17 protein-coding genes and 1 tRNA gene are annotated in these 20,574 nt (G+C 70.0%); 11 read left to right on the forward strand and 7 right to left on the reverse strand.

What is annotated here, in order from left to right:
- Positions 1-43 precede the first annotated feature (43 nt).
- From AB0959_RS28125 to AB0959_RS28145, 5 genes are all read left to right on the forward strand, one after another.
- Positions 44-1,201: an ABC transporter ATP-binding protein gene (locus AB0959_RS28125; RefSeq protein WP_366829380.1), complete on the forward strand. Its 1,158-nt coding sequence runs from the start codon at positions 44-46 to the stop codon at positions 1,199-1,201.
- Positions 1,198-1,842: an ABC transporter permease gene (locus AB0959_RS28130; protein WP_366829381.1), complete on the forward strand. Its 645-nt coding sequence runs from the start codon at positions 1,198-1,200 to the stop codon at positions 1,840-1,842. The genes AB0959_RS28125 and AB0959_RS28130 overlap by 4 nt, the downstream gene beginning before the upstream one ends.
- Before the next feature lie 4 nt (positions 1,843-1,846).
- On the forward strand, positions 1,847-2,509 hold the full coding sequence (locus AB0959_RS28135) for an ABC transporter permease (protein WP_366829439.1): 663 nt from the start codon (positions 1,847-1,849) through the stop codon (positions 2,507-2,509).
- An 11-nt stretch (positions 2,510-2,520) separates the two neighbouring features.
- Positions 2,521-3,453 carry an ABC transporter substrate-binding protein gene (locus AB0959_RS28140; protein WP_366829382.1) on the forward strand — a complete coding sequence of 311 codons (933 nt, stop codon included), beginning with the start codon at positions 2,521-2,523 and terminating at the stop codon, positions 3,451-3,453.
- Positions 3,454-3,585: 132 nt separating this feature from the next.
- The gene (locus tag AB0959_RS28145; protein WP_366829440.1) at positions 3,586-4,011 is read left to right on the forward strand and encodes a hypothetical protein; all 426 of its coding nucleotides are present in this window, start codon (positions 3,586-3,588) and stop codon (positions 4,009-4,011) included.
- 341 nt (positions 4,012-4,352) lie between these two features.
- On the opposite strand, the gene AB0959_RS28150 is transcribed toward AB0959_RS28145, so the two are convergent.
- A complete protein-coding gene (locus tag AB0959_RS28150) occupies positions 4,353-5,747 on the reverse strand; it encodes a cystathionine beta-synthase (RefSeq protein WP_366829383.1) in 1,395 nt (464 codons plus the stop codon).
- Positions 5,748-5,896: 149 nt separating this feature from the next.
- On the opposite strand from AB0959_RS28150, the gene AB0959_RS28155 reads away from it, so the two are divergent.
- From AB0959_RS28155 to AB0959_RS28165, 3 genes are all read left to right on the forward strand, one after another.
- On the forward strand, positions 5,897-6,931 hold the full coding sequence (locus AB0959_RS28155) for an SGNH/GDSL hydrolase family protein (protein WP_366829384.1): 1,035 nt from the start codon (positions 5,897-5,899) through the stop codon (positions 6,929-6,931).
- Between the two features lie 314 nt (positions 6,932-7,245).
- Positions 7,246-8,466 carry an acetyl-CoA C-acetyltransferase gene (locus AB0959_RS28160; RefSeq protein WP_366829385.1) on the forward strand — a complete coding sequence of 407 codons (1,221 nt, stop codon included), beginning with the start codon at positions 7,246-7,248 and terminating at the stop codon, positions 8,464-8,466.
- Between the two features lie 317 nt (positions 8,467-8,783).
- Positions 8,784-9,569, forward strand: coding sequence for a hypothetical protein (locus tag AB0959_RS28165; RefSeq protein ID WP_366829386.1), 786 nt, complete (start codon positions 8,784-8,786; stop codon positions 9,567-9,569).
- Positions 9,570-9,721: 152 nt separating this feature from the next.
- Here the strand turns inward: AB0959_RS28165 and AB0959_RS28170 are convergent, their stop codons facing one another.
- Positions 9,722-10,003: a hypothetical protein gene (locus tag AB0959_RS28170; protein WP_366829441.1), complete on the reverse strand. Its 282-nt coding sequence runs from the start codon at positions 10,001-10,003 to the stop codon at positions 9,722-9,724.
- Between the two features lie 131 nt (positions 10,004-10,134).
- Between AB0959_RS28170 and AB0959_RS28175 the strand changes: the two genes are divergently transcribed.
- Positions 10,135-10,365, forward strand: a complete 231-nt coding sequence (locus AB0959_RS28175) for a DUF4287 domain-containing protein (RefSeq protein WP_189312492.1) — start codon at positions 10,135-10,137, stop codon at positions 10,363-10,365.
- 97 nt (positions 10,366-10,462) lie between these two features.
- On the opposite strand, the gene AB0959_RS28180 is transcribed toward AB0959_RS28175, so the two are convergent.
- Both AB0959_RS28180 and AB0959_RS28185 read right to left on the reverse strand, forming a co-directional pair.
- Positions 10,463-11,344, reverse strand: coding sequence for a Bax inhibitor-1/YccA family protein (locus AB0959_RS28180; RefSeq protein ID WP_366829387.1), 882 nt, complete (start codon positions 11,342-11,344; stop codon positions 10,463-10,465).
- Positions 11,345-11,676: 332 nt separating this feature from the next.
- Positions 11,677-11,762 (reverse strand) — tRNA-Leu (locus AB0959_RS28185).
- A 403-nt stretch (positions 11,763-12,165) separates the two neighbouring features.
- Here AB0959_RS28185 and AB0959_RS28190 point away from each other — a divergent pair.
- Both AB0959_RS28190 and AB0959_RS28195 read left to right on the forward strand, forming a co-directional pair.
- Positions 12,166-12,936, forward strand: a complete 771-nt coding sequence (locus AB0959_RS28190; RefSeq protein ID WP_366829388.1) for an ABC transporter ATP-binding protein — start codon at positions 12,166-12,168, stop codon at positions 12,934-12,936.
- Between the two features lie 379 nt (positions 12,937-13,315).
- Positions 13,316-15,844: an ABC transporter permease gene (locus tag AB0959_RS28195; protein WP_366829389.1), complete on the forward strand. Its 2,529-nt coding sequence runs from the start codon at positions 13,316-13,318 to the stop codon at positions 15,842-15,844.
- Positions 15,845-15,945: 101 nt separating this feature from the next.
- On the opposite strand, the gene AB0959_RS28200 is transcribed toward AB0959_RS28195, so the two are convergent.
- The 3 genes from AB0959_RS28200 to AB0959_RS28210 all read right to left on the reverse strand — a co-directional run bounded on the left by AB0959_RS28200 (position 15,946) and on the right by AB0959_RS28210 (position 20,365).
- On the reverse strand, positions 15,946-17,253 hold the full coding sequence (locus AB0959_RS28200; protein ID WP_366829390.1) for a cyclopropane-fatty-acyl-phospholipid synthase family protein: 1,308 nt from the start codon (positions 17,251-17,253) through the stop codon (positions 15,946-15,948).
- Positions 17,254-17,525: 272 nt separating this feature from the next.
- Entirely contained in the window at positions 17,526-18,926 is a 1,401-nt protein-coding gene (locus AB0959_RS28205; RefSeq protein ID WP_366829391.1) for an NAD(P)/FAD-dependent oxidoreductase, read from the reverse strand.
- Between the two features lie 497 nt (positions 18,927-19,423).
- Complete coding sequence (locus tag AB0959_RS28210) at positions 19,424-20,365, reverse strand: Ppx/GppA phosphatase family protein (protein ID WP_366829392.1); 942 nt, start codon at positions 20,363-20,365, stop codon at positions 19,424-19,426.
- Positions 20,366-20,574: the final 209 nt, after the last annotated feature.

Consider the following 20,574-nt stretch of genomic DNA (forward strand, 5'->3'; position numbering starts at 1 on the left):
AGAACTCTGCATGACGTTATACAGGCCGGGCAAGGGACACCTCATGATCCAGTTCGACGCGGTCCACAAGCGCTTCCCGAACGGCACGACAGCGGTCCACGACCTCTCCCTGGAGATGCCCGAAGGCGGCGTGACCGTCCTCGTCGGGTCTTCGGGCTGCGGCAAGACGACCACCCTCCGCATGGTGAACCGTATGGTCGAGCCGACCTCGGGCACCGTCCGGGTCGGCGGCAAGGACGTCCTGCGGCAGGACGCCGCCGAACTGCGCCGCTCCATCGGTTACGTCATCCAGCAGTCGGGCCTCTTCCCGCACCGCACGGTCCTGGACAACATCGCCACCGTGCCGCTGCTGCTGGGCTGGGGCCGCCGCAAGGCCAGGGCGCGCGCGGCCGAGCTCCTCGAAACCGTCGGCCTGGCCGCGGACACGGGCAAGCGGTACCCGCACCAGCTCTCCGGCGGCCAGCAGCAGCGCGTCGGCGTGGCCCGGGCACTCGCCGCCGACCCGCCCGTCCTCCTCATGGACGAACCCTTCGGCGCCGTCGACCCCGTCGTCCGCACCCAGCTCCAGGACGAACTCCTGCGGCTGCAGAAGGAGCTGAACAAGACCATCGTCTTCGTCACCCACGACGTCGACGAGGCAGTCCGCCTCGGCGACCGGATCGCGATCTTCCGCACAGGCGGCCACCTCGTCCAGTGCGCACCCCCGGCCGAGCTCCTCGCCCGCCCGGCGGACGATTTCGTCAGGGACTTCCTCGGCTCCGAACGGGAGCTCAAGCTGCTGTCGCTGACCCCGATCGAGGACGTACCGCAGACGCCCGCCGCGCCCCTGCGCGCCGACGAGCCGGTCTCCGCCGTGTCCCGCTCCGACGGCCGCTGGCGGCTGGTCACCTCGGCCGAGGGCGGGCCGCTGGGCTGGCTCGACACGGACGCCCTGCCCGCCGGCGGCACCACCGGTGAGGCGCCCCTGCGTCCCGTCCGGGCCCTGGCCGACACCGACTCGCTCCTGTCCGCGCTGGGCGAGACCATCGCCTCGCCGAGCGGGTTCGTCGTCCGCGTCGACGCGGACGGCGCGGTCACCGGCCTCACCGCCCGCGAGGAGATCCACGCCCGCGCGAGCGCCGCACACACCGCGGCCGGTTCCGCCGACTCTGTTCCCGCCGCGGCCACCGTCACGGCCACCGCCACGGAGCTCACCTCATGACCATCGACTGGTCGTGGATCGGCGACCACACCGACGACCTGACGACCCTCTCCGTCTCCCACCTCCAGGCCGCCCTGACCGCCGTCCTCTTCGGGCTGCTGATCTCGCTCCCCCTGGCCGTGATCGCACACCGGATCCGCCCGTTGCGCGGACTGCTCCTCGGCCTGTCCAACGTCCTCTTCACGATCCCGTCGATCGCGATCTTCGTGCTGCTCCTGCCGGTGAGCGGACTGACCCGCACCACGACCGTCATCGGCCTGACGATCTACACCCTGGTCGTCCTGCTCCGGAACACGGTCGAGGGCCTCGACTCCGTGCCCGCGAAGACGAAGGAGGCCGCGAAGGCCATGGGCACCCGACCCCTGCGCACCCTCCTCACCGTCGAACTGCCCCTCGCCCTCCCGGTGATCATGGCGGGCGTACGGATCGCGACGGTCATGTCGATCTCGCTGGTCTCGGTCGCCACGTACATCGGCGACGGCGGACTCGGCCAGCTCTTCACCGACGGCTTCCAGCGCGACTTCCCGACCCCGGTGATCGCCGGCGTGGTCCTCACGCTCCTGCTGGCCCTGGTGGCCGACGCAGCTCTGGTCGCCATCCAGTACGTCCTCACTCCGTGGACCCGGAAGCGGGGTGCCTGACACCGTGTTCGAACTCTTCAAGAACCTCGGTACGTGGCTGACCAGCGGCGCGCAGTGGTCCGGCCCCGACGGCATCGCCCATCGCCTGGCCGAACACCTCCAGTACTCGCTCCTCGCGACCCTCATCGCGGCGGCCATCGGTCTCCCGCTCGGCCTGCTCATCGGCCACACCGGCAAGGGCGCCTTCCTCGCCATCAACCTCGCCTCGTTCGGCCGTGCCCTGCCGACCGTCGGCCTGGTCGTCCTGGTGTTCCTGGCCAGCGGCCTGTCGATGTGGCCGGTCTACGTCGCCCTGGTCGCCCTGGCGGTCCCCGCGATCGTCACCAACACCTACGCGGGCATGACCGCGGTCGACCCGGACGTGAAGGACGCGGCCCGCGGCCAGGGCATGCGCGCCCACCAGGTCCTCCTCCAGGTCGAACTCCCCCTCGCCCTGCCCCTGATCATGACGGGCCTGCGCCTGGCCCTGATCCAGGTGGTGGCCACGGCCACGATCGCCGCGTACGTCTCCTTCGGCGGCCTGGGCCGCTACGTCTTCGACGGCCTGGCCCAGCGCGACCTCGTGCAGGTGCTCGGCGGCGCGGTCCTCGTGGCCGTGGTCGCCGTGGTCCTCGACCTGGCCCTCTCCGGCCTCCAGCGCTTCCTCTTCCGCCACCGCACTGCCTAGGGAACCGAGACATGAATCGTCGTACGCTCCTCGGCGGCCTCCTCGCCGCCGCCTCCGTGCCCGCCCTCTCCGCGTGCAGCAGCGGCATAACGTCCCTCGAAGGCCAGGGCAACGTCGGCGGCGGCTCCGGCTCCAGCAAGGGCGGCGTCACCATCGGCACCGCCAACTTCACCGAGAACCAGGTCCTCGGCTACCTCTACGCGGCCGTCCTGGAAGCGGCCGGCGTGAAGACCACCGTCCGCCCCAACCTCGGCACCCGCGAGATCCTCATCCCCGCGCTCAAGGGCGGCGACATCGACCTGCTCCCCGAGTACCAGGGCGCCCTGCTCCACTACCTCGACCCGAAGTCGACGGCCACGGAGGAGGGCGAGATGCAGAACGCCCTCACCATCGTGCTCCCCGCCGGCCTCCAGGTGCTGCCGTACGGCATGGCGGAGGACTCCGACGCCTTCGTCGTCACCCAGGAGACCGCGGACAAGTACGGCTTGAGGACGCTCGCCGACCTCGCCAAGCAGAACGGCAAGCTGGTCCTCGGCGCGGCGGCCGAGGTGAAGACCCGCCAGGTCGGTGTGGTCGGCCTCAAGGAGGTGTACGGGGTGGAGTTCAAGGAGTTCAAGTCGCTCGACTCCTCCGGTCCTCTGGTCAAGGGCGCCCTGAAGAAGGGCGACGTGGACGTGGCGAACCTCTTCACCACCGACACCGACATCCAGTCCAACGACTGGGTGGTCCTCGCCGACCCGAAGAACCTCATCCCCGGCCAGCACGTCGTCCCCCTGATCGCCGACCGCAAGGCCGACACCCGGGTCCGCAGGGCCCTCGCCGAACTCGGCAACGTCCTGACCACGAAGGACCTCACCGAGCTCAACCGCCAGGTGGACAAGGACAAGAAGGACCCGGAGGACGTGGCGAACGCGTACGCGAAGGACAAGGGACTCACGAAGTGAGCCCGACGGATCCCGGTGGGGCTCCTGACGGGGTTCCCGGTGGCTCCCTCCCGTCCCACACGGGGGCTAACCCCAGTGCGGCGGGCCCACCGGCTCCCTAACGTGGAGTCCATGACGGGATGGGAGACCACCATGGACACTCGGGACGCCGACCTGAAGAAGGAACTCAACGCCACCCTGCAGGCCCGCAGGGAACTCGGTGAGGAGTACGACTCGGCGCTGGTCGACTCGTTCCTCGAGAAGGTCGACCAGCGCCTCGACGGCGTGGTGGAGCGCCGGGTGCGGCGCCAGTTGGCCGAACAGCAGATGGTCGTGGCCCGCGGCGCCCGTTCACCGCAGCAGTCCACCGACTCCTGGGGTGAGCGCTTCGGCTTCGGGATCGTCTCCCTCGTCCTGGCGATCCCGCTGTCGGCCATCGGCGGCGGCGTGGCTCACCTGCCGGGCCTGCTGGTGGCCTGGGCGGGCATCGTCGGCGTCAACGGAGCCTGGGCCTTCCGCAACAGCCCTGGGTTCGGCCGCCGGGGGAAGAAGTCGGCGGACTCGGACTGGGCGGAGTAGCTGTGCGCGGGGACCGCCGCACCCCCGTTGACGGGGGGCGGGACGACGGCGGTCCCCGCGAGGGACGCGGGCCGGGTCAGGGCCGGGCTTGCGCGTCCGTGGCGTCCATGGAGGTCCGGGAGCCGCTCCGGAGGTCCTTGGCGCCGTTTGGGCGTCGGCCGGGGCGGGGAGCCGCTCCCGCCCTGCCGACACCCCTAATGTGCCGGACCCGTGTTAAGCGTGTGCTGCGCGAACGTGTCGCGCTCGTACCACTTCCGCGAAGTTCTACGCGGGCAGACACTTGACACGCGGACAGACCAGCCCTCACCCGGGCGAACCGGATGAACCGTCAGCCACGGCCCCTACGGCTTGACGCCCCCCTTGGCGAGGAACGCCAGCAGGTCCTGCCGGCTCACGACCCCGGTCGGCTTGCCCTCGACGAGGACGATCGCCGCGTCGGCACCGCCCAGCACCGACATCAGGTCCGCCACCGGCTCACCGGAACCGACCTGCGGCAGCGGCGCCGACATGTGCTTCTCCAACGGGTCGTCGAGTGACGCCCGCTTGGTGAACAGCGCGTCGAGCAGTTCCCGCTCGACCACGGACCCCACGACCTCCGCGGCCATCACGTCCGGGTGACCGGCTCCCGGCTTCACGATCGGCATCTGCGAGACGCCGTACTCCCGGAGCACGTCGATGGCCTGACCGACCGTCTCGTCCGGGTGCATGTGGACGAGCGAGGGGATGGAACCGCCCTCCTTGTCGTCCAGGACGTCACCGACGCGCGCGCTCGGGCCCTCGTCCTCCAGGAACCCGTAGTCGGCCATCCACTCGTCGTTGAAGATCTTGCTGAGGTACCCGCGCCCGCTGTCGGGCAGCAGCACGACCACGACGTCGTCCGGGCCGAGCCGCTCGGCGACGTGCAGCGCGGCGACGACGGCCATGCCGCACGAACCACCCACCAGCAGGCCCTCCTCCTTGGCGAGCCGCCGGGTCATCTGGAAGGAGTCCTTGTCGGACACGGCGACGATCTCGTCGGCGACGGTCCGGTCGTACGCGGTCGGCCAGAAGTCCTCGCCGACGCCCTCCACGAGATACGGCCGCCCGGACCCGCCGGAGTACACGGACCCCTCGGGGTCGGCGCCGACGACCCGCACCGTGCCGTCACTGACGTCCTTCAGGTACCGCCCGGTGCCGGAGATGGTCCCGCCGGTGCCGACCCCCGCCACGAAGTGCGTGATCCTCCCCTCCGTCTGCTCCCACAGCTCGGGGCCCGTGGAGTGGTAGTGGGAGAGCGGGTTGTGGGGGTTGGAGTACTGGTCGGGCTTCCACGCGCCCGGCGTCTCGCGCACCAGCCGGTCCGAGACGTTGTAGTACGAGTCGGGGTGCTCGGGGTCCACGGCCGTCGGGCACACGACGACCTCGGCGCCGTAGGCCCGCAGCACGTTGATCTTGTCGGTGCTCACCTTGTCGGGGCACACGAAGATGCACTTGTACCCCTTCTGCTGCGCCACGATGGCCAGCCCCACACCGGTGTTCCCGCTGGTCGGCTCGACGATCGTGCCGCCCGGCTTCAGCTCGCCGCTCTTCTCCGCCGCCTCGATCATGCGCAGGGCGATGCGGTCCTTCACGGAACCGCCGGGATTGAAGTACTCCACCTTGGCCAGGACGGTCGCCTGGATGCCCGTGGTCACGCTGTTGAGCCTCACCAGCGGGGTGTTGCCGACGAGACTGATCATCGAGTCGTGAAATTGCACCGTTGTCTCCGGAGCTGCAAATAAGGACAGGTTGTATGGTTCCGCCAGCGTAAGCCCCCCAGGCGTCCGTTAACGCGCTGTTGAGATTGGCCCACGCCCTGTACGGGGCATGGAGGGGGTGTACGGCTAGGAGGAGGTGGCGTCGACGCATGACGAGCATGTCGAGGGCGCGAGTGGCCCGGCGCATCGCCGCGGGCGCGGCGTACGGCGGCGGTGGGATCGGGCTGCTGGGCGCGGCGACCGTGGGGGTACTGGTGGCCGAGGCGCAGATGGCCAAGCGGATCGTGGGCAACGGCCACAGTCCGCACCCGCCCAGCGCGGAGGGGCTGTACGGACGCGCGTACGAAACCCCTGACGATCCGCCGATCCTCCTCACCATGCTCGGTGATTCCACGGCGGCCGGACAGGGCGTGCACCGGGCACGTCAGACTCCGGGTGCCCTGCTGGCCTCGGGGCTGGCGGCGGTCGCGGAACGGCCGGTGCGGTTGCGGAACGTGGCCCTGCCCGGCGCCCAGTCGGACGACCTGGACCGCCAGGTGTCGCTGGTCCTGACGGAGTCGGACCAGGTCCCCGACGTCTGCGTCATCATGATCGGCGCGAACGACGTCACCCACCGGATGCCGCCGACCCGCTCGGTCCGCCATCTCTCGAGCGCCGTCCGGCGCCTGCGCACGGCGGGCGCGGAGGTGGTCGTGGGCACCTGTCCCGACCTGGGCACGATCGAGCCGGTCCAGCAGCCGTTGCGCTGGCTGGCACGCAGGGCCTCCCGTCAACTGGCCGCCGCCCAGACGATCGGCACGGTCGAGCAGGGCGGGCGAACCGTTTCGCTGGGCGACCTGCTGGGACCGGAGTTCGCGGCGAACCCGCGCGAGCTCTTCGGCCCCGACAACTACCACCCCTCCGCCGAGGGCTACGCGACGGCGGCGATGGCCGTCCTGCCCACGGTGTGTGCCACGCTGGGCCTGTGGCCGTCGGAGGAGGAGCGGCCGGACGCGTTCCGCCGCGAGGGGTTCCTGCCCGTGGCCCGGGCCGCGGCGGAGGCCGCGTCGGAGCCGGGCACGGAGGTCGCGGCGGCGATGCCCACCGGTCCGCGGGGTCCGTGGGCCCTGCTCAAGCGCCGCCGCCGGCGGCGCGTGCCCGCCACGGATCCGGTGCCGGCGCCGACTGCGGAGCCGTCCACGTAGCGCTCCACGCGTGGCTGCCGTACGAATAGCCCCTTGGCGTCGTACGGCGGCCGCTGGCCGTCTTGGGCTGGTCGCGCAGTTCCTCGCGCCCCTCCGAGGGGGCTGCGCCCCCACATCGGCCCCTCCGGCGTTCGAGGAGCGGGGGTTCGGGGGCTGGCCCCCGAATGCGGGAGTAGGGGCGGCGGGGGCGAGGAAAGCAAGCGCTTAGAAAAATGCGGCCGGAGTCACACGGCGATGCCCGTGACCCCGACCATACGTACGGGTAACTTCCCCAACAGCCCTGCCCCGTACATACGAATGCCAATGGAGCCGTGATGCCCGAAGCCGTCATCGTCTCAGCCGCCCGCTCCCCCATCGGCCGCGCTTTCAAGGGCTCCCTGAAGGACCTGCGCCCCGACGACATCACCGCCACGATCATCCAGGCCGCCCTCGACAAGGTCCCCGCTCTGGACCCGAGGGACATCGACGACCTGATGCTCGGCTGCGGCCTCCCCGGCGGCGAGCAGGGCCACAACCTCGGCCGCATCGTCGCCGTACAGATGGGCATGGACCACCTCCCGGGCTGCACCATCACCCGCTACTGTTCCTCCTCGCTCCAGACGTCCCGCATGGCCCTGCACGCCATCAAGGCGGGCGAGGGCGACGTCTTCATCTCGGCGGGCGTCGAGATGGTGTCCCGCAGCGTGAAGGGCAGCTCCGACGGCATGCCCGACACCCACAACCCGCTCTTCGCCGACGCCGAGGCCCGCACCGCCCAGGTCGCCGAGTCCGAGGGCGCCGGCTGGCACGACCCGCGCGAGGACGGCCTGCTCCCCGACCCGTACATCGCGATGGGCCAGACCGCCGAGAACCTGGCCCGCTCCTGGGGCGTCACCCGCCAGGACATGGACGAGTTCGGCGTCCGCTCGCAGAACCTCGCCGAGGAGGCCATCAAGAAGGGCTTCTGGGAGCGCGAGATCACCCCGGTGACGCTTCCCGACGGCACGGTGGTGAGCAAGGACGACGGCCCCCGCCCGGGCGTCACCCTGGAGGCGGTCCAGGGCCTCAAGCCGGTCTTCCGCCCGGACGGACTGGTCACGGCCGGCAACTGCTGCCCCCTGAACGACGGCGCCGCCGCCCTCGTGATCATGTCCGACACGAAGGCGCGCGAGCTCGGCCTGACCCCGCTCGCCCGGATCGTCTCCACGGGCGTCTCGGGCCTCTCCCCCGAGATCATGGGCTACGGCCCGGTCGAGGCCAGCAGGCAGGCCCTGTCCCGCGCGGGCCTCACCATCGGCGACATCGACCTGGTCGAGATCAACGAGGCCTTCGCCGCCCAGGTGATCCCGTCCTACCGCGACCTGGACATCCCGCTGGACAAGCTGAACGTGAACGGCGGCGCCATCGCCGTCGGCCACCCCTTCGGCATGACCGGCGCCCGCATCACCGGCACGCTGATCAATTCGCTCCAGTTCCACGACAAGCAGTTCGGCCTGGAGACGATGTGCGTCGGCGGCGGCCAGGGCATGGCGATGGTCATCGAGCGCCTCAGCTGAGACCGCCCCGCCGAGCCCGTTCGGCCCCCCTGGTCGAACCCCTCGGTCACCCCCGCTGAACCCAGCGTGAGCCTTTGGCCCGGGACCTCGGCACCACCGAGGTTCCGGGTCATTTTGTAACCCAATCTCCCCCAGGATGTGACCTATCTCCCTCGGAAGAGTGATTCAGCAGGTCAGAGCCGTTTCGTAGGCAAACATCAGAGCAGGCTCCCTGTCCGTTTCGTGACGTTACGCACTGACAGCGGGTTAGTCCGCCCTTCAAGCTGATGTAGGAAGTCGGGGGTCGACTTTGAACCGGGAGTACATCAGTGAGCGCCATGCCGATTGCTCTGCTGCTCACCACCGCCGCCGCCACGGCCGTGGGCGTCGTCGTGCTGCGCAGCCTGCGGGGCCTGCGCCGAGAGGTCGCGGCCCTGCACACCGAGCTCGTCGAGAGCCGTGCCGCGAGCGCGCGGCCCGTCGTACCCGCCGCCCGCCCCGCCTCCGACACGGACGAGATACGCGCTGCCGTGGCCGAGGCGCTCGCGGAGGAGCGGGAGCGGGAGCTGGCCGAGGCCAGGGCGTTCTGGGCCGCCCAGGAGGCGCGTGACGCCTCCGACGCACCCTCCTCCCTGCTGGGCCTCCACGACAGCGAGCCATACATGCCGCGCCAGTCGGACTTCGCGGGCCTGGAGCACCTGGAGCCGGTGCCCGAGCCGAGCATGGAGGGCGACGAGTTCCCGGGCGACTCCCCGGAGCTGGCCGCGGCCCGCCGCCGTCACCCCTCCCACCCCGACTTCGTGCCGACCCCGTCGCCGGTCGTGAACGACCACGAGCGCACGGTTTCCTGCCTGGAGGAGCTCGCCTCCTCCCGCACCGAACTGGCCGACGTCCGCCCGGGCCCGCTGGGCACCCTCGACGTGTACGTCTTCGCCGACGGCACGACCCTGTGCATGACCCCGGGCCACCGCGAGACCGCCGAGCGTTTGGCCTCGGCCCTGCGCACCGGCCACACCCCCGTCCTCCTGGGCGGATCGGGCGTCTCGGGCGCCTACACGCTGACGTTCCAGTGCGGCGAGGAGAACGTCTACATCCTGGCGGACAGGGTCATCGCGTCGCTGTAGAGCACGCCCCAGGGCAGCGGGGACGGCCCGTGCTTTTTAGGGGCGCGGGGCTGTGACATCATGCGGCTCCGCCGCGTGGGCGCGAGCAACCACAGACAACCCGCACCCGCAAACACGGCAGGCGCCCTACGGCGAACAGGCGCCCCGGCCACTCACACTCCGGCCCGCTTCTGCGCCTCCTCCACCAGCCCCACCGCCTCCACCAGCTCATCCTCACTTCGCAGCGCAACCGCGAGATCGTTCCCGGCGACCATGATCTGATCGGCCGCCGCGAACATCCCCGCGTCCGGCATCTCCCGCGGCGGCGAGTCCGGCTCATCCAACCGCTGGGCACGCAGTGCCAATTCCCTGGCCAGCGCCAATGCCTCAGCGGCAGCGCCCCGCTGCAGCCGGCTCTGGGGAGCAGCCCTCAAACGATCGGCGAAGTGGTCCACCGCACGGGTCAGAGGCGTCGTATCAAGCACGCCGCGAGACTACGCGTCCCCACAGGAGTGTTGCCAACACGCCGACGCTCAGGCACCGTGACCTGAAGGACCGGCTTACATCCCAGCGTCCGGAGGCGCCGATGTCCCAAGTCTTCTCCGAGGAGACCCATCGCAATCTGCTCGCCCGCATCCCCCACTGCACCGGTCGTGAAGTCACCGACTGGCTTCGCGCCGTCGACGAAGGCCCGGCTCTCTTCAACTTCGAGGAGAAGGTCAGCTGGCTCCGGCACGAGCACAACCTCGCGTACGGCCACGCCAAGGCGATCATCCACGAGTACGACCTGAGGAGGGCCGCGCGGAAACTGCTCTGAGCGCGCTCCACCAGCGTGCCGGGCACCGGACAAGACGAAGGGCCCCGGGAGTACCACTCCCGGGGCCCTTCGCTGCACTGCACTGCGGGGCGGATGATCAGTCGTCGCCGCTGAAGATGGCGACCAGCCGCAGCATCTCGATGTAGATCCACACGAGGGTCATGGTCAGGCCGAACGCGGCCAGCCAGGCCTCCTCACGCGGGGCACCGTAGGCGATGCCGTCCTCGATCTGCTTGAAGTCGAGGGTCAGGAAGAAGGCACCCAGCAGGATCGCGAAGATGCCGACGATCGCGCCGAGCGGACCCATGCTGCGCAGACCGCCGTCCTCGGCGACGCCGAACACGACCAGCAGCAGGTTGACCGCCATCACCAGCACGAAGGCGATGGCGATGGTCATGCCGATGCGTGCGTACCGCGCGGTGACGCGGATCCAGCCCGCCTTGTAGACCAGCAGGGTGGCGCCGGAGACCGCCATCGTGCCGAGCACCGCCTGGAAGGGCGCGCCGGACCACTGCGTGTTGAACATCTCGCTGAGCACGCCGAGGAAGACACCCTCGAAGGCGGCGTACGACAGGATCAGCGCGGGCGAGGCCTTGCGCTTGAAGCTCTGCACGAGGGCGAGGACCATCGCGACGAGCGCGGCGCCGATGGCCAGGCCGTAACTGCCGGGCGACACCGGCAGGAGGGCCCACGCCAGGATGGCGCCGACGACGACCGTGCCGAGCGTCATGGCCGAGCGGACGACGACGTCGTCCATCGTCATGGCGCCGGTGCGGGCCGGGGCCTGCGGCGGGGCGCCGTGCTGCGCGTCCTGCTGGGCGTAAGGGTTCGTCGCGTAGGGGTTGCCGCCCTGCTGGGCGTAGGGGTTGCCCTGGGTGCCGACAGCTGCTCCCCCGGCCTGCGGCGCGGTGTTGAAGCCCGCGTAGCCGTTGTCGCGGCTGAACCCCCGTCGCGAGAAGACCGGGTTGCTGCTCCTCATTTCACTCCTCCATGGCCACCCTGCGTGGCCTTGGGCTCAAGAGTAATAGGTAGGCAAAGGATTGACCCTAGTGCTTGGGGAGGATCTTTCCCTCGTCGTGACGCGAAACACGCTACGCGTCAGCGTGATTCCCCACATCGGCGGCCCTCATCCATGACCAACCCGGTACAGGTCCGGAACCATCCGGAGATCAACGAACCGGACGAGCGGACAGAAGGGCCGTCATCCGTCGCGCCGACTCCGACACCCCGCCTCCGATGCCGTGACATCTCACCCGTACCCCCGGATGGGCCGCGATGGGGCCTTGGGGATTTTTGTTCGGTGATGGTCGGTGGTGCCCGGAACCGGACTTGAACCGGTACGCCCGCGAGGGGCAGCGAGGTTTAAGCTCGCCGTGTCTGCATTCCACCATCCGGGCAGGCCATGGGCTCCGCATCGAGGTTCCGAGCCTATCGGGACCCATCCCCCGAACAGCGGAAGAGCGGACCGATGTTGTCTTATTTTATTGACGTCTGAGGGTGCATCAGCACTCGGTACACGCCATCCGCACTTGCCAGTAGCCTTTCGGGCCACCTGACCCCTCGTATGCGGAATGACGGAATTTCACCGCCCGAACGAGGGGCCTCCACAACGCCGCCGTGCTGACGCGGTGACTCGTGTCGCCCTAGGGGCCGCCCGTCATCCCCAGGTATGACACGGCGTCGGCCCGTCCGCCCTCAGACTGCCCCCGGAACGGGAACAGCGGCTGACTACATGGCATGCGTCGGCTCGGACGATGGAACACGTCCCCCGAATGCCGTCGTCCGACAGGAGCTCCTTTCGTGACCACCACTCCCCTCGCCGACCGGACCACCGCGGTGGCCGCCCGTGCCACGGACCTCTCCAAGGTCTACGGACAGGGCGAGACCCAGGTGGTCGCCCTCGACCGGGTCAGTGTCGACTTCGGGCAGGCCCGGTTCACCGCGATCATGGGGCCGTCGGGCTCCGGCAAGTCCACGCTGATGCACTGTGTGGCGGGACTGGACTCGTTCTCCTCCGGCTCCGTCCGCATCGGGGACACCGAGTTGGGCTCCCTGAAGGACAAGCAGCTCACCAAGTTGCGCCGCGACAAGATCGGCTTCATCTTCCAGGCGTTCAACCTGCTGCCGACCCTGACCGCGCTGGAGAACATCACGCTCCCGATGGACATCGCGGGCCGCAAGCCGGACAAGCAGTGGCTCGACACCGTCATCCGGATGGTCGGCCTCTCCGACCGTCTGACCCACCGTCCCGCCCAGCTCTCCGGCGGGCAGCAGCAGCGCGTCGCCGTGGCCCGGGCGCTCGCCTCGAAGCCGGACATCATCTTCGGCGACGAACCCACCGGCAACCTCGACTCCCGCTCCGGGGCGGAGGTGCTGGGGTTCTTGCGCAACTCGGTCCGCGAACTCGGCCAGACCGTGGTCATGGTGACCCACGATCCGGTCGCCGCCGCGTACGCGGATCGTGTCGTCTTCCTCGCCGACGGGCGGATCGTCGACGAGATGTACGAGCCGACGGCGGAGTCGGTGCTGGACCGGATGAAGCGGTTCGATGGCGCGACGCGCACCAGTTAGGGCGGTTGCGTCTCGTCTGCCGGGTTCTGTGTGTGGGCGGCTGCGGGTGCGTCGTGGCTTGTCGCGCCCACGCGGCGGAGCCGCATATGTCATCGCCCCGCGCCCGTGAAAAGCCTGCACTCGCCCGGCACCATGATCCGCTGCCCGACGCCCGCCCCCACCGGCCCGCAGCCGCGTACGTGCCCAAGGGGGTGTGCCGGGAGGTGTCCGCCCGCAGCGGCCGGCGTCCGCCACCGAGCACCTGACGCACCCACAGGGCCGCCGGACCGAGGACGGAGACCTCCCGGCGCGCCACCGACCCACGAACAACCTCCCTGGTGCCCAAGCCACCCACCGCGGAAAGCCACCCACACACCCCCAACCCCTGGACAGAGAACACATGTTCCGTACCGCCCTGCGCAACGTGCTCGCGCACAAGGCCCGGCTGCTCATGACCGTGCTCGCCGTGATGCTCGGCGTGGCGTTCGTGTCGGGCACGCTGGTCTTCACGAACACCATCTCGGAGGCGTACCAGAAGAGTTCGGCGAAGGGCTTCGACCAGGTCGACGTCGCCGTCGCGCCCAAGTACCAGGAGGGCAGGGGCGACACGGTGGGCAAGTCCGCCGAGCTCACCGAGGGCCTCCTCGACAAGGCCGAGCAGACCCCGGGCGCCGCTTCGGCCATGGGCGTCGTCAACGGCTTCACCGCCATCGCCGACAAGGACGGCAAGCTCGTAGGCACCGGCTTCCAGTCCCGGGGCGGCAACTACTGGGGCGACAAGGACCCGCGGTACCCCCTCACCGACGGCCGCGCCCCGTCCGGCAAGGACCAGGTCGCCATCGACTCCGAGACCGCGGCCCGGGCCGGCTACAAGGTCGGTGACACGGTCCGCCTCTCCGTCGACGGCCCCGTGCTCACCCCGAAGATCACCGCCATCTTCACCACGGACGACGGCAACGTCTCCGCGGGCGGCAGCCTCGCCCTCTTCGACACCGCCACCGCCCAGCATTTCTTCGGCAAGAAGGGCACGTACGACGAGATCGACGTGAAGGCGGAGGCCGGCACCAGCCAGGCGCAGCTCAAGACCGCGCTCGACAAGGCGCTCCCCAAGGGCACGACCGAGACCACCACCGGCACCCAACTCGCGGACGACCAGGCCAAGACGATCGCCGACCAGATGAGCGGCCTGAAGCAGGGGCTCCTCGTCTTCGCCGGGATCGCCCTGTTCGTCGGCACGTTCATCATCGCCAACACCTTCACCATGCTGGTCGCGCAGCGCACCAAGGAGCTCGCGCTGCTGCGCGCCGTCGGCGCCTCCCGACGGCAGGTCACCCGCTCCGTGCTCATCGAGGCCTTCGTCGTCGGCACGGTCGCCGCCGTCACCGGTCTCGTCGCCGGTGTCGGTATCGGAGCCGGCCTGCGTGCCCTCATGGGCTCGTTCGACGCGCCCGTCCCGGACGGCCCGCTGATCGTCACTCCGGGCACGGTCGGCGCCGCGCTCGCCGTCGGCGTCCTCATCACGATGCTGGCCGCCTGGCTGCCCGGCCGCCGCGCCGCGAAGATCCCGCCGGTCGCCGCGATGAGCAGCGTGCACGCCAAGGCGACCACGAAGTCGCTGGTGCTGCGCAACACGATCGGCGCCCTGTTCTCCGGCGCGGGCATCGCGGTCGTCCTGGCCGCGACGACCATGGACGGCTCGGACGGTCAGGCCCCGATGGGTCTGGGCGCCGTCCTGCTGATCATCGGGATCTTCGTGCTCACGCCCCTCCTCTCCCGCCCCCTCATCGCGGCCGCCGCCCCCGTGCTGCGCGTCTTCGGGATCTCCGGCAAGCTGGCCCGCCAGAACTCGGTCCGCAACCCGCGCCGCACCGCCGCCACGGCCTCCGCGCTGATGATCGGGCTCACCCTCATCACGGGCATGACGGTGATGGCGGGCAGCCTGCAGACGTCGATCGACAAGATGGCCTCGTCCGCGATCAGGGCGGACTACGTCGTGTCGATGTCGAACGGCAGCTTCCTTTCGCCCGACGTCGAGAAGAAGCTCACCGGGACCGAGGGTGTCACCGCCACCAGCCCCCTGCGCAACGCTCCCTCCCGCATCGACGGCGAGACCGAGTACCTGACCGGTGTCACGGGCGGGACGATCGGACAGCTCACCGACCTCAAGGTCGACGACGGTGCCTTCGAGGTCGGCGGCACCCGGGTCGTCGTGGACGGCGACACCGCGAAGCAGCACGGCTGGAAGGCCGGGTCGGACTTCACCGTCTCCTACGAGGACGGCGAGAAGCAGCGGCTGACGGTCGCAGGGGTCTACGAGGGCAACGAGATGATGCGCGGCATCATGCTCGACCTCGGCACGCTCTCCCCGCACCAGTCGGATCCCACCGACATGCAGGTCATGGTGAAGACGTCCGACGGCGCGTCCGCCGCCACGAAGGACCGGCTGGAGAAGACGCTCGGCAGCAACCCGGCCATCCGGGTCCAGGACAAGAAGGACATCTCCAACGACATCGCGCAGATGTTCACGCTGATGCTGAACATGGTCTACGGCCTGCTCGCCATGGCGGTGCTCGTCGCCGTCCTCGGCGTCATCAACACCCTGGCCATGTCGGTCTTCGAGCGCTCCCAGGAGATCGGCATGCTGCGCGCGATCGGCCTCGACCGCAAGGGCATCAAGCGGATGGTCCGTCTGGAGTCGCTGGTGATCTCGCTCTTCGGCGGCGTGCTCGGCATCGGCCTCGGCGTGTTCTTCGGCTGGGCGGCAGGTGAGCTGCTGGGCACCAGGATGGCGACGTACGAACTGGTCCTGCCCTGGGCCCGGATGGCCCTCTTCCTGCTCCTCGCGGCCACGGTCGGCGTGCTGGCGGCCCTGTGGCCCGCCCGCCGCGCGGCCCGGCTGAACATGCTGACCGCGATCAAGACGGAGTAGCCAAGCGGAGTACCGTACGGAGTAGCCGTACGCGAGGGGCCCCGTTCCGCACCGGAACGGGGCCCCTTCGCATGCACCCGCACGTCCGTACTCACACGCACCTACGCGTCCGTACCGTCACGCCCCCACGTACGGGCCCGCAGCGGCATCCCCGAGTCGCCCGGCTCCGGGGTGCGGACCGCCAGGACCTGGTTCACGCCGATCCGGTTGCGCTCGAAGGACACGGCGGAGGCCGCCATGTAGAGGCGCCAGACGCGGGCGCGGCCGGGACTGGTGAGCCGGACCGCGCGGGCCCAGTCGGCCTCCAGGTTGGCGACCCACCGGCGCAGGGTGAGGGCGTAGTGCTCGCGGATCGACTCGACGTCGCGCACCTCGAAACCGGCCCGCTCCAGCTGCGTGACGGTGGTGCCGACGGGGGCGAGCTCGCCGTCCGGGAAGACGTACGCGTCGATGAACTCGTCCACCTCGTACGTCGATTCGTCGCGCTGCGGCCGACGGGCGATCTGGTGGTTGAGGAGCCGGCCGCCGGGCTTCAGCAGGCGGTACAGCTGATCCGCGTACTCCAGGTACCGCTCGGCGCCGACGTGTTCGGCCATGCCGATGGAGGAGATCGCGTCGAAGGGGCCGTCCGCGACGTCGCGATAGTCCTGCACACGGATCTCGACCCGGTCGGTGAGCCCCTCGTCGGCGACGCGCTTGCGGGCGTACGCGGCCTGCTCCTGGGAGAGGGTGACGCCGACGACCTGGACGCCGTACTCGCGGGCCGCGTGGATGGCCATGGAGCCCCAGCCGCAGCCGACGTCGAGGAGGCGCCGGCCGGACGTCAGGCCGAGCTTGCGGCAGATGAGGTCGAGCTTGTCGTCCTGGGCGGCTTCGAGAGTGCCGTCCGGGGAGTCCCAGTAGGCGCACGAGTAGACCATCGACGGGCCGAGCACGATCTCGTAGAAGTCGTTGCCCACGTCGTAGTGGTGGCTGATGGCGCGTCTGTCGGTGCGCCTGGTGTGCAGGTGGCGGCCTCTGCGGACCTCCTCACGGGGCGGAGCGGGCGGCAGTGGCAGCCCGGCGAGCTTGACGAGGCCCCGCACGGCGGAGCGCACCTCCGGGTCGCGAAGGGCCTCCCCGAGCCCCCGGGTGCCCTCCCCGCGCTCCCACACGCTCCCGGCAATCAGGTCGAGCGTGACGTAGAGATCTCCCTCGATGTCCAGGTCTCCGGCGACCCAGGCCCGTGCCAGGCCCAGCTCGCCCGGTTTCCACAGCAGTCGGCGCAGGGCACGGCGGTTGCGTACGACGAGCGTCGGCGCACCGGGAGGCCCTGCCTGCGAGCCGTCCCAGGCGCGGATACGCACCGGGAGCGGGTCACCCAGCAACTGCTCGGCGAATCTGATCAGCCGCGACGCGGCGTCGGCCATGGCGCACACCTCCGTGACGAGGAATCCCGGAATGTCCAGTACCACGTAAACACCCGATGGCCTCGGGCACAGTCCGCCATCAGCGTTACAACTGGGCAAAACGTTCACCCGGGCCACGGCACGCAGGCCACGGCGCGCCACCGACTCGCCACCGGCTCCGCGAACGCCGAAGGGGCCGCCCGCACCACGGATGGCGGGCGGCCCCTTCGGGGCGTGCTGGTGACCTGAGGTCAGGAGGCCTTGATCAGGAGGCCTTGGCCAGGAGGCCTTGGTCAGGAGGCCTTGGCCTTCTCCTCGGTCTTCTGCTCGGCCTTCTCCTTCGGCGCGGCGGCGACCGGCGCCGGCTTGGCGGCCTCGTAGAACTCCTCGCGCGGGTTCTCCATGGCACCGAGCGAGACGACCTCGCGCTTGAGGAACATGGCGAGCGTCCAGTCGGCGAAGACCCGGATCTTGCGGTTCCAGGTCGGCATCGCCAGACCGTGGTAGCCGCGGTGCATGTACCAGGCGAGACGGCCCTTGAGCTTGATCTTCATCTTGCCCATGACGATCATCGCGACGCCCTTGTGGAGGCCGAGACCGGCCACCGCGCCCTTGTTGGAGTGGCTGTACTCCTTCTGCGGGAAGCCCCGCATGCCGGAGACCACGTTGTCGCCGAGGACCCTGGCCTGGCGCAGCGCGTGCTGGGCGTTCGGCGGGCACCAGGCGTTCTCCACACCGGCCTTGCGGGCGGCGACGTCCGGAACCTGGGCGTTGTCGCCGGCGGCCCAGATGTAGTCCGTGCCCTTGACCTGGAGGCTGGGCTCGCAGTCCACGTGGCCGCGCGGGCCGAGGGGCAGGCCGAAGCGGGAGAGCACCGGGTTCGGCTTGACGCCCGCCGTCCACACGATGGTGTTGGAGTCGACCTCGAGTCCGTTCTTCAGGACCACGTGGCCGTCGACGCAGGAGTCCATGGAGGTGGAGAGGTAGACCTCGACCCCGCGGCTCTCCAGGTGCTCCTTGCCGTACTGGCCGAGCTTGGGGCCGACCTCGGGGAGGATCTTGTCGGCGGCGTCGACGAGGACGAACCGCATGTCCTCACGCGACACGTTGGTGTAGTACTTGGCCGCGTCCCGGGCCATGTCCTCGACCTCGCCGATCGTCTCCGCACCGGCGAAACCGCCGCCGATGAAGACGAAGGTGAGCGCCTTGCGGCGGATCTCCTCGTCCTGCGTGGAGTCGGCCTTGTCGAGCTGCTCGAGGACGTGGTTGCGCAGACCGATGGACTCCTCGATGCCCTTCATGCCGATGCCCTGCTCGGCGAGGCCGGGGATCGGGAAGGTGCGGGAGACCGCGCCCATCGCGATGATCAGGTAGTCGAAGGGCAGCTCGTACGCCTCGCCGACCAGCGGGGCGATCGTGGCGACCTTGCGGTCCTGGTCGATGGTGGTGACCCGGCCGGTGAGGACTTCGGCCTTCGGCAGCACGCGTCGCAGCGGGACGACGACGTGGCGAGGCGAAATGCTTCCGGCGGCGGCTTCGGGGAGGAAGGGCTGGTAGGTCATGTACGACCGGGGGTCGACGACCGTGACGGTCGCCTCTCCGTAGCGCATCTTCTTCTGGATACGCCGAGCTGCGTACAGGCCTACGTACCCACCGCCTACTACGAGGATCCTGGGACGCTCCGTGGTGCTCATGCCATCGAGTATGTACCCGCCATTGGGGGGTAGCTCGTGCGCCCCTTCACAAGCTCCGGCAGGCCCTCTGCTACACTGCGCGGCCCGCGTGACACAGGTCATGGCGCAGCGGGGGAACCACCACGTGGGGCCGGCCGTTGTCAATGCCGCGTGAACTGCCCTTCCGGCCCTCGGGACCGGCCGAACCACTCACCCGTTCGGTACGTCCGCTCCTCTCCTGAAATCCCTTGGAGAGCACCCGCCGGGGCCCCTGCCACCCTTCACGGCCCCCGGGAGGGCCATATCGTCCCTCAGCTGGGCCGATTTCCTTGTGAAGAACTTCACGAACTTTCTCGGCGGCGCGTCAACGAGGGGCCCGCGAGGCCCCCTGGAACGCGCTCATACGTTACCCAAGACGCTCAGCCGAGACTACCGATGGGTAGCAAAGTCTTGCTCACAGCGCCTCTTGTCCGGGCGTCGGCCCGGGCCGCGGCCCGGGCTCCTGCCCCAGCTCCTGCCTAGGCGATGGACCAGGCGATGCCGTCCAGGATGTCGTGTTCGCTCACCACGACCTCGCTCGCGTCGATCCGTTCCATGATCGCCAGCAGCACGAGCGCGCCCGAGGCGATGACGTCGACCCGGCCCGGGTGCATGGAGGCGACGGCGGCCCGCTCGGCGTGCGTGGAGGCGAGCAGCCACTCGGTGATCTCCCGCACGCGGTCGTACGTGATCCGGGAGTGGTGGATCGCCGCGGAGTCGTACTCGGGCAGGTCCTGCGCGATCGCCGACACGGTCGTCACGGACCCGGCGAGCCCGACGAGGGTGTGCGCCTCGCGCAGTGGGACGGTCCGTTCCACGCGGTCCAGCGCGGCCTCGACGTCGGCCCTGACGGCCTCGATCTGCTGCCGCTCCGGCGGGTCGACGACCTCGCCGTCCCGTACGAGGTGGCGCTCGGTCATCCGTACGCAGCCGATGTCCACGGACAGCGCTCCGCGCACGTGCCCGTCACCGACGACGAACTCCGTCGAGCCGCCGCCGATGTCGACGACGAGATAGGGCGTCGGCAGGTCCTCCCGCCCCATCAGCTCCTTGGTCGCTCCCGTGAAGGAGAACTCGGCCTCCTGGTCACCGCTGATGACCTCCGGTTCGACGCCGAGGATGTCCAGTACCCCGCGGACGAACTCGTCACGGTTCTCGGCGTCGCGGGAGGCGGAGGTGGCGACGAAGCGGGTGCGCTCCGCGCCGTGTTCCTTGATGACCGCCGCGTACTCGCGGCAGGCCGCGAAGGTGCGCTCCAGCGCCTCGGGGGCCAGGCGGCCCGTGCGGTCGACCCCCTGGCCGAGGCGGACGATGGTCATCCGGCGGTCGAGGTCGGTGAGTTCGCCGGTGTGCGGGTCCGCGTCCGCGACGAGCAGGCGGATGGAGTTGGTGCCACAGTCGATGGCAGCGACCCTGGTCATGCGTCCTCTGGTCTCCTGTCGTGGTGTTCGGAGTGGGGTTCGTCGTGGCGTTCGGGGTGGGTTGGTTGTGTGCGGGTGGGTGGGGGCTGATCGCGCAGTTCCCCGCGCCCCTAAAAGCCGTGCAGCTCCCCGCGCTCCTGAAAAACCCGCGCGGTTCCCCGAGCTCCCGAAAATCAGCCCGGCCGGGGAAAATTCAGCCCCTCCGGCGT

It is taken from the genome of Streptomyces sp. NPDC046862 (assembly GCF_040704615.1).
Classification (GTDB): domain Bacteria; phylum Actinomycetota; class Actinomycetes; order Streptomycetales; family Streptomycetaceae; genus Streptomyces.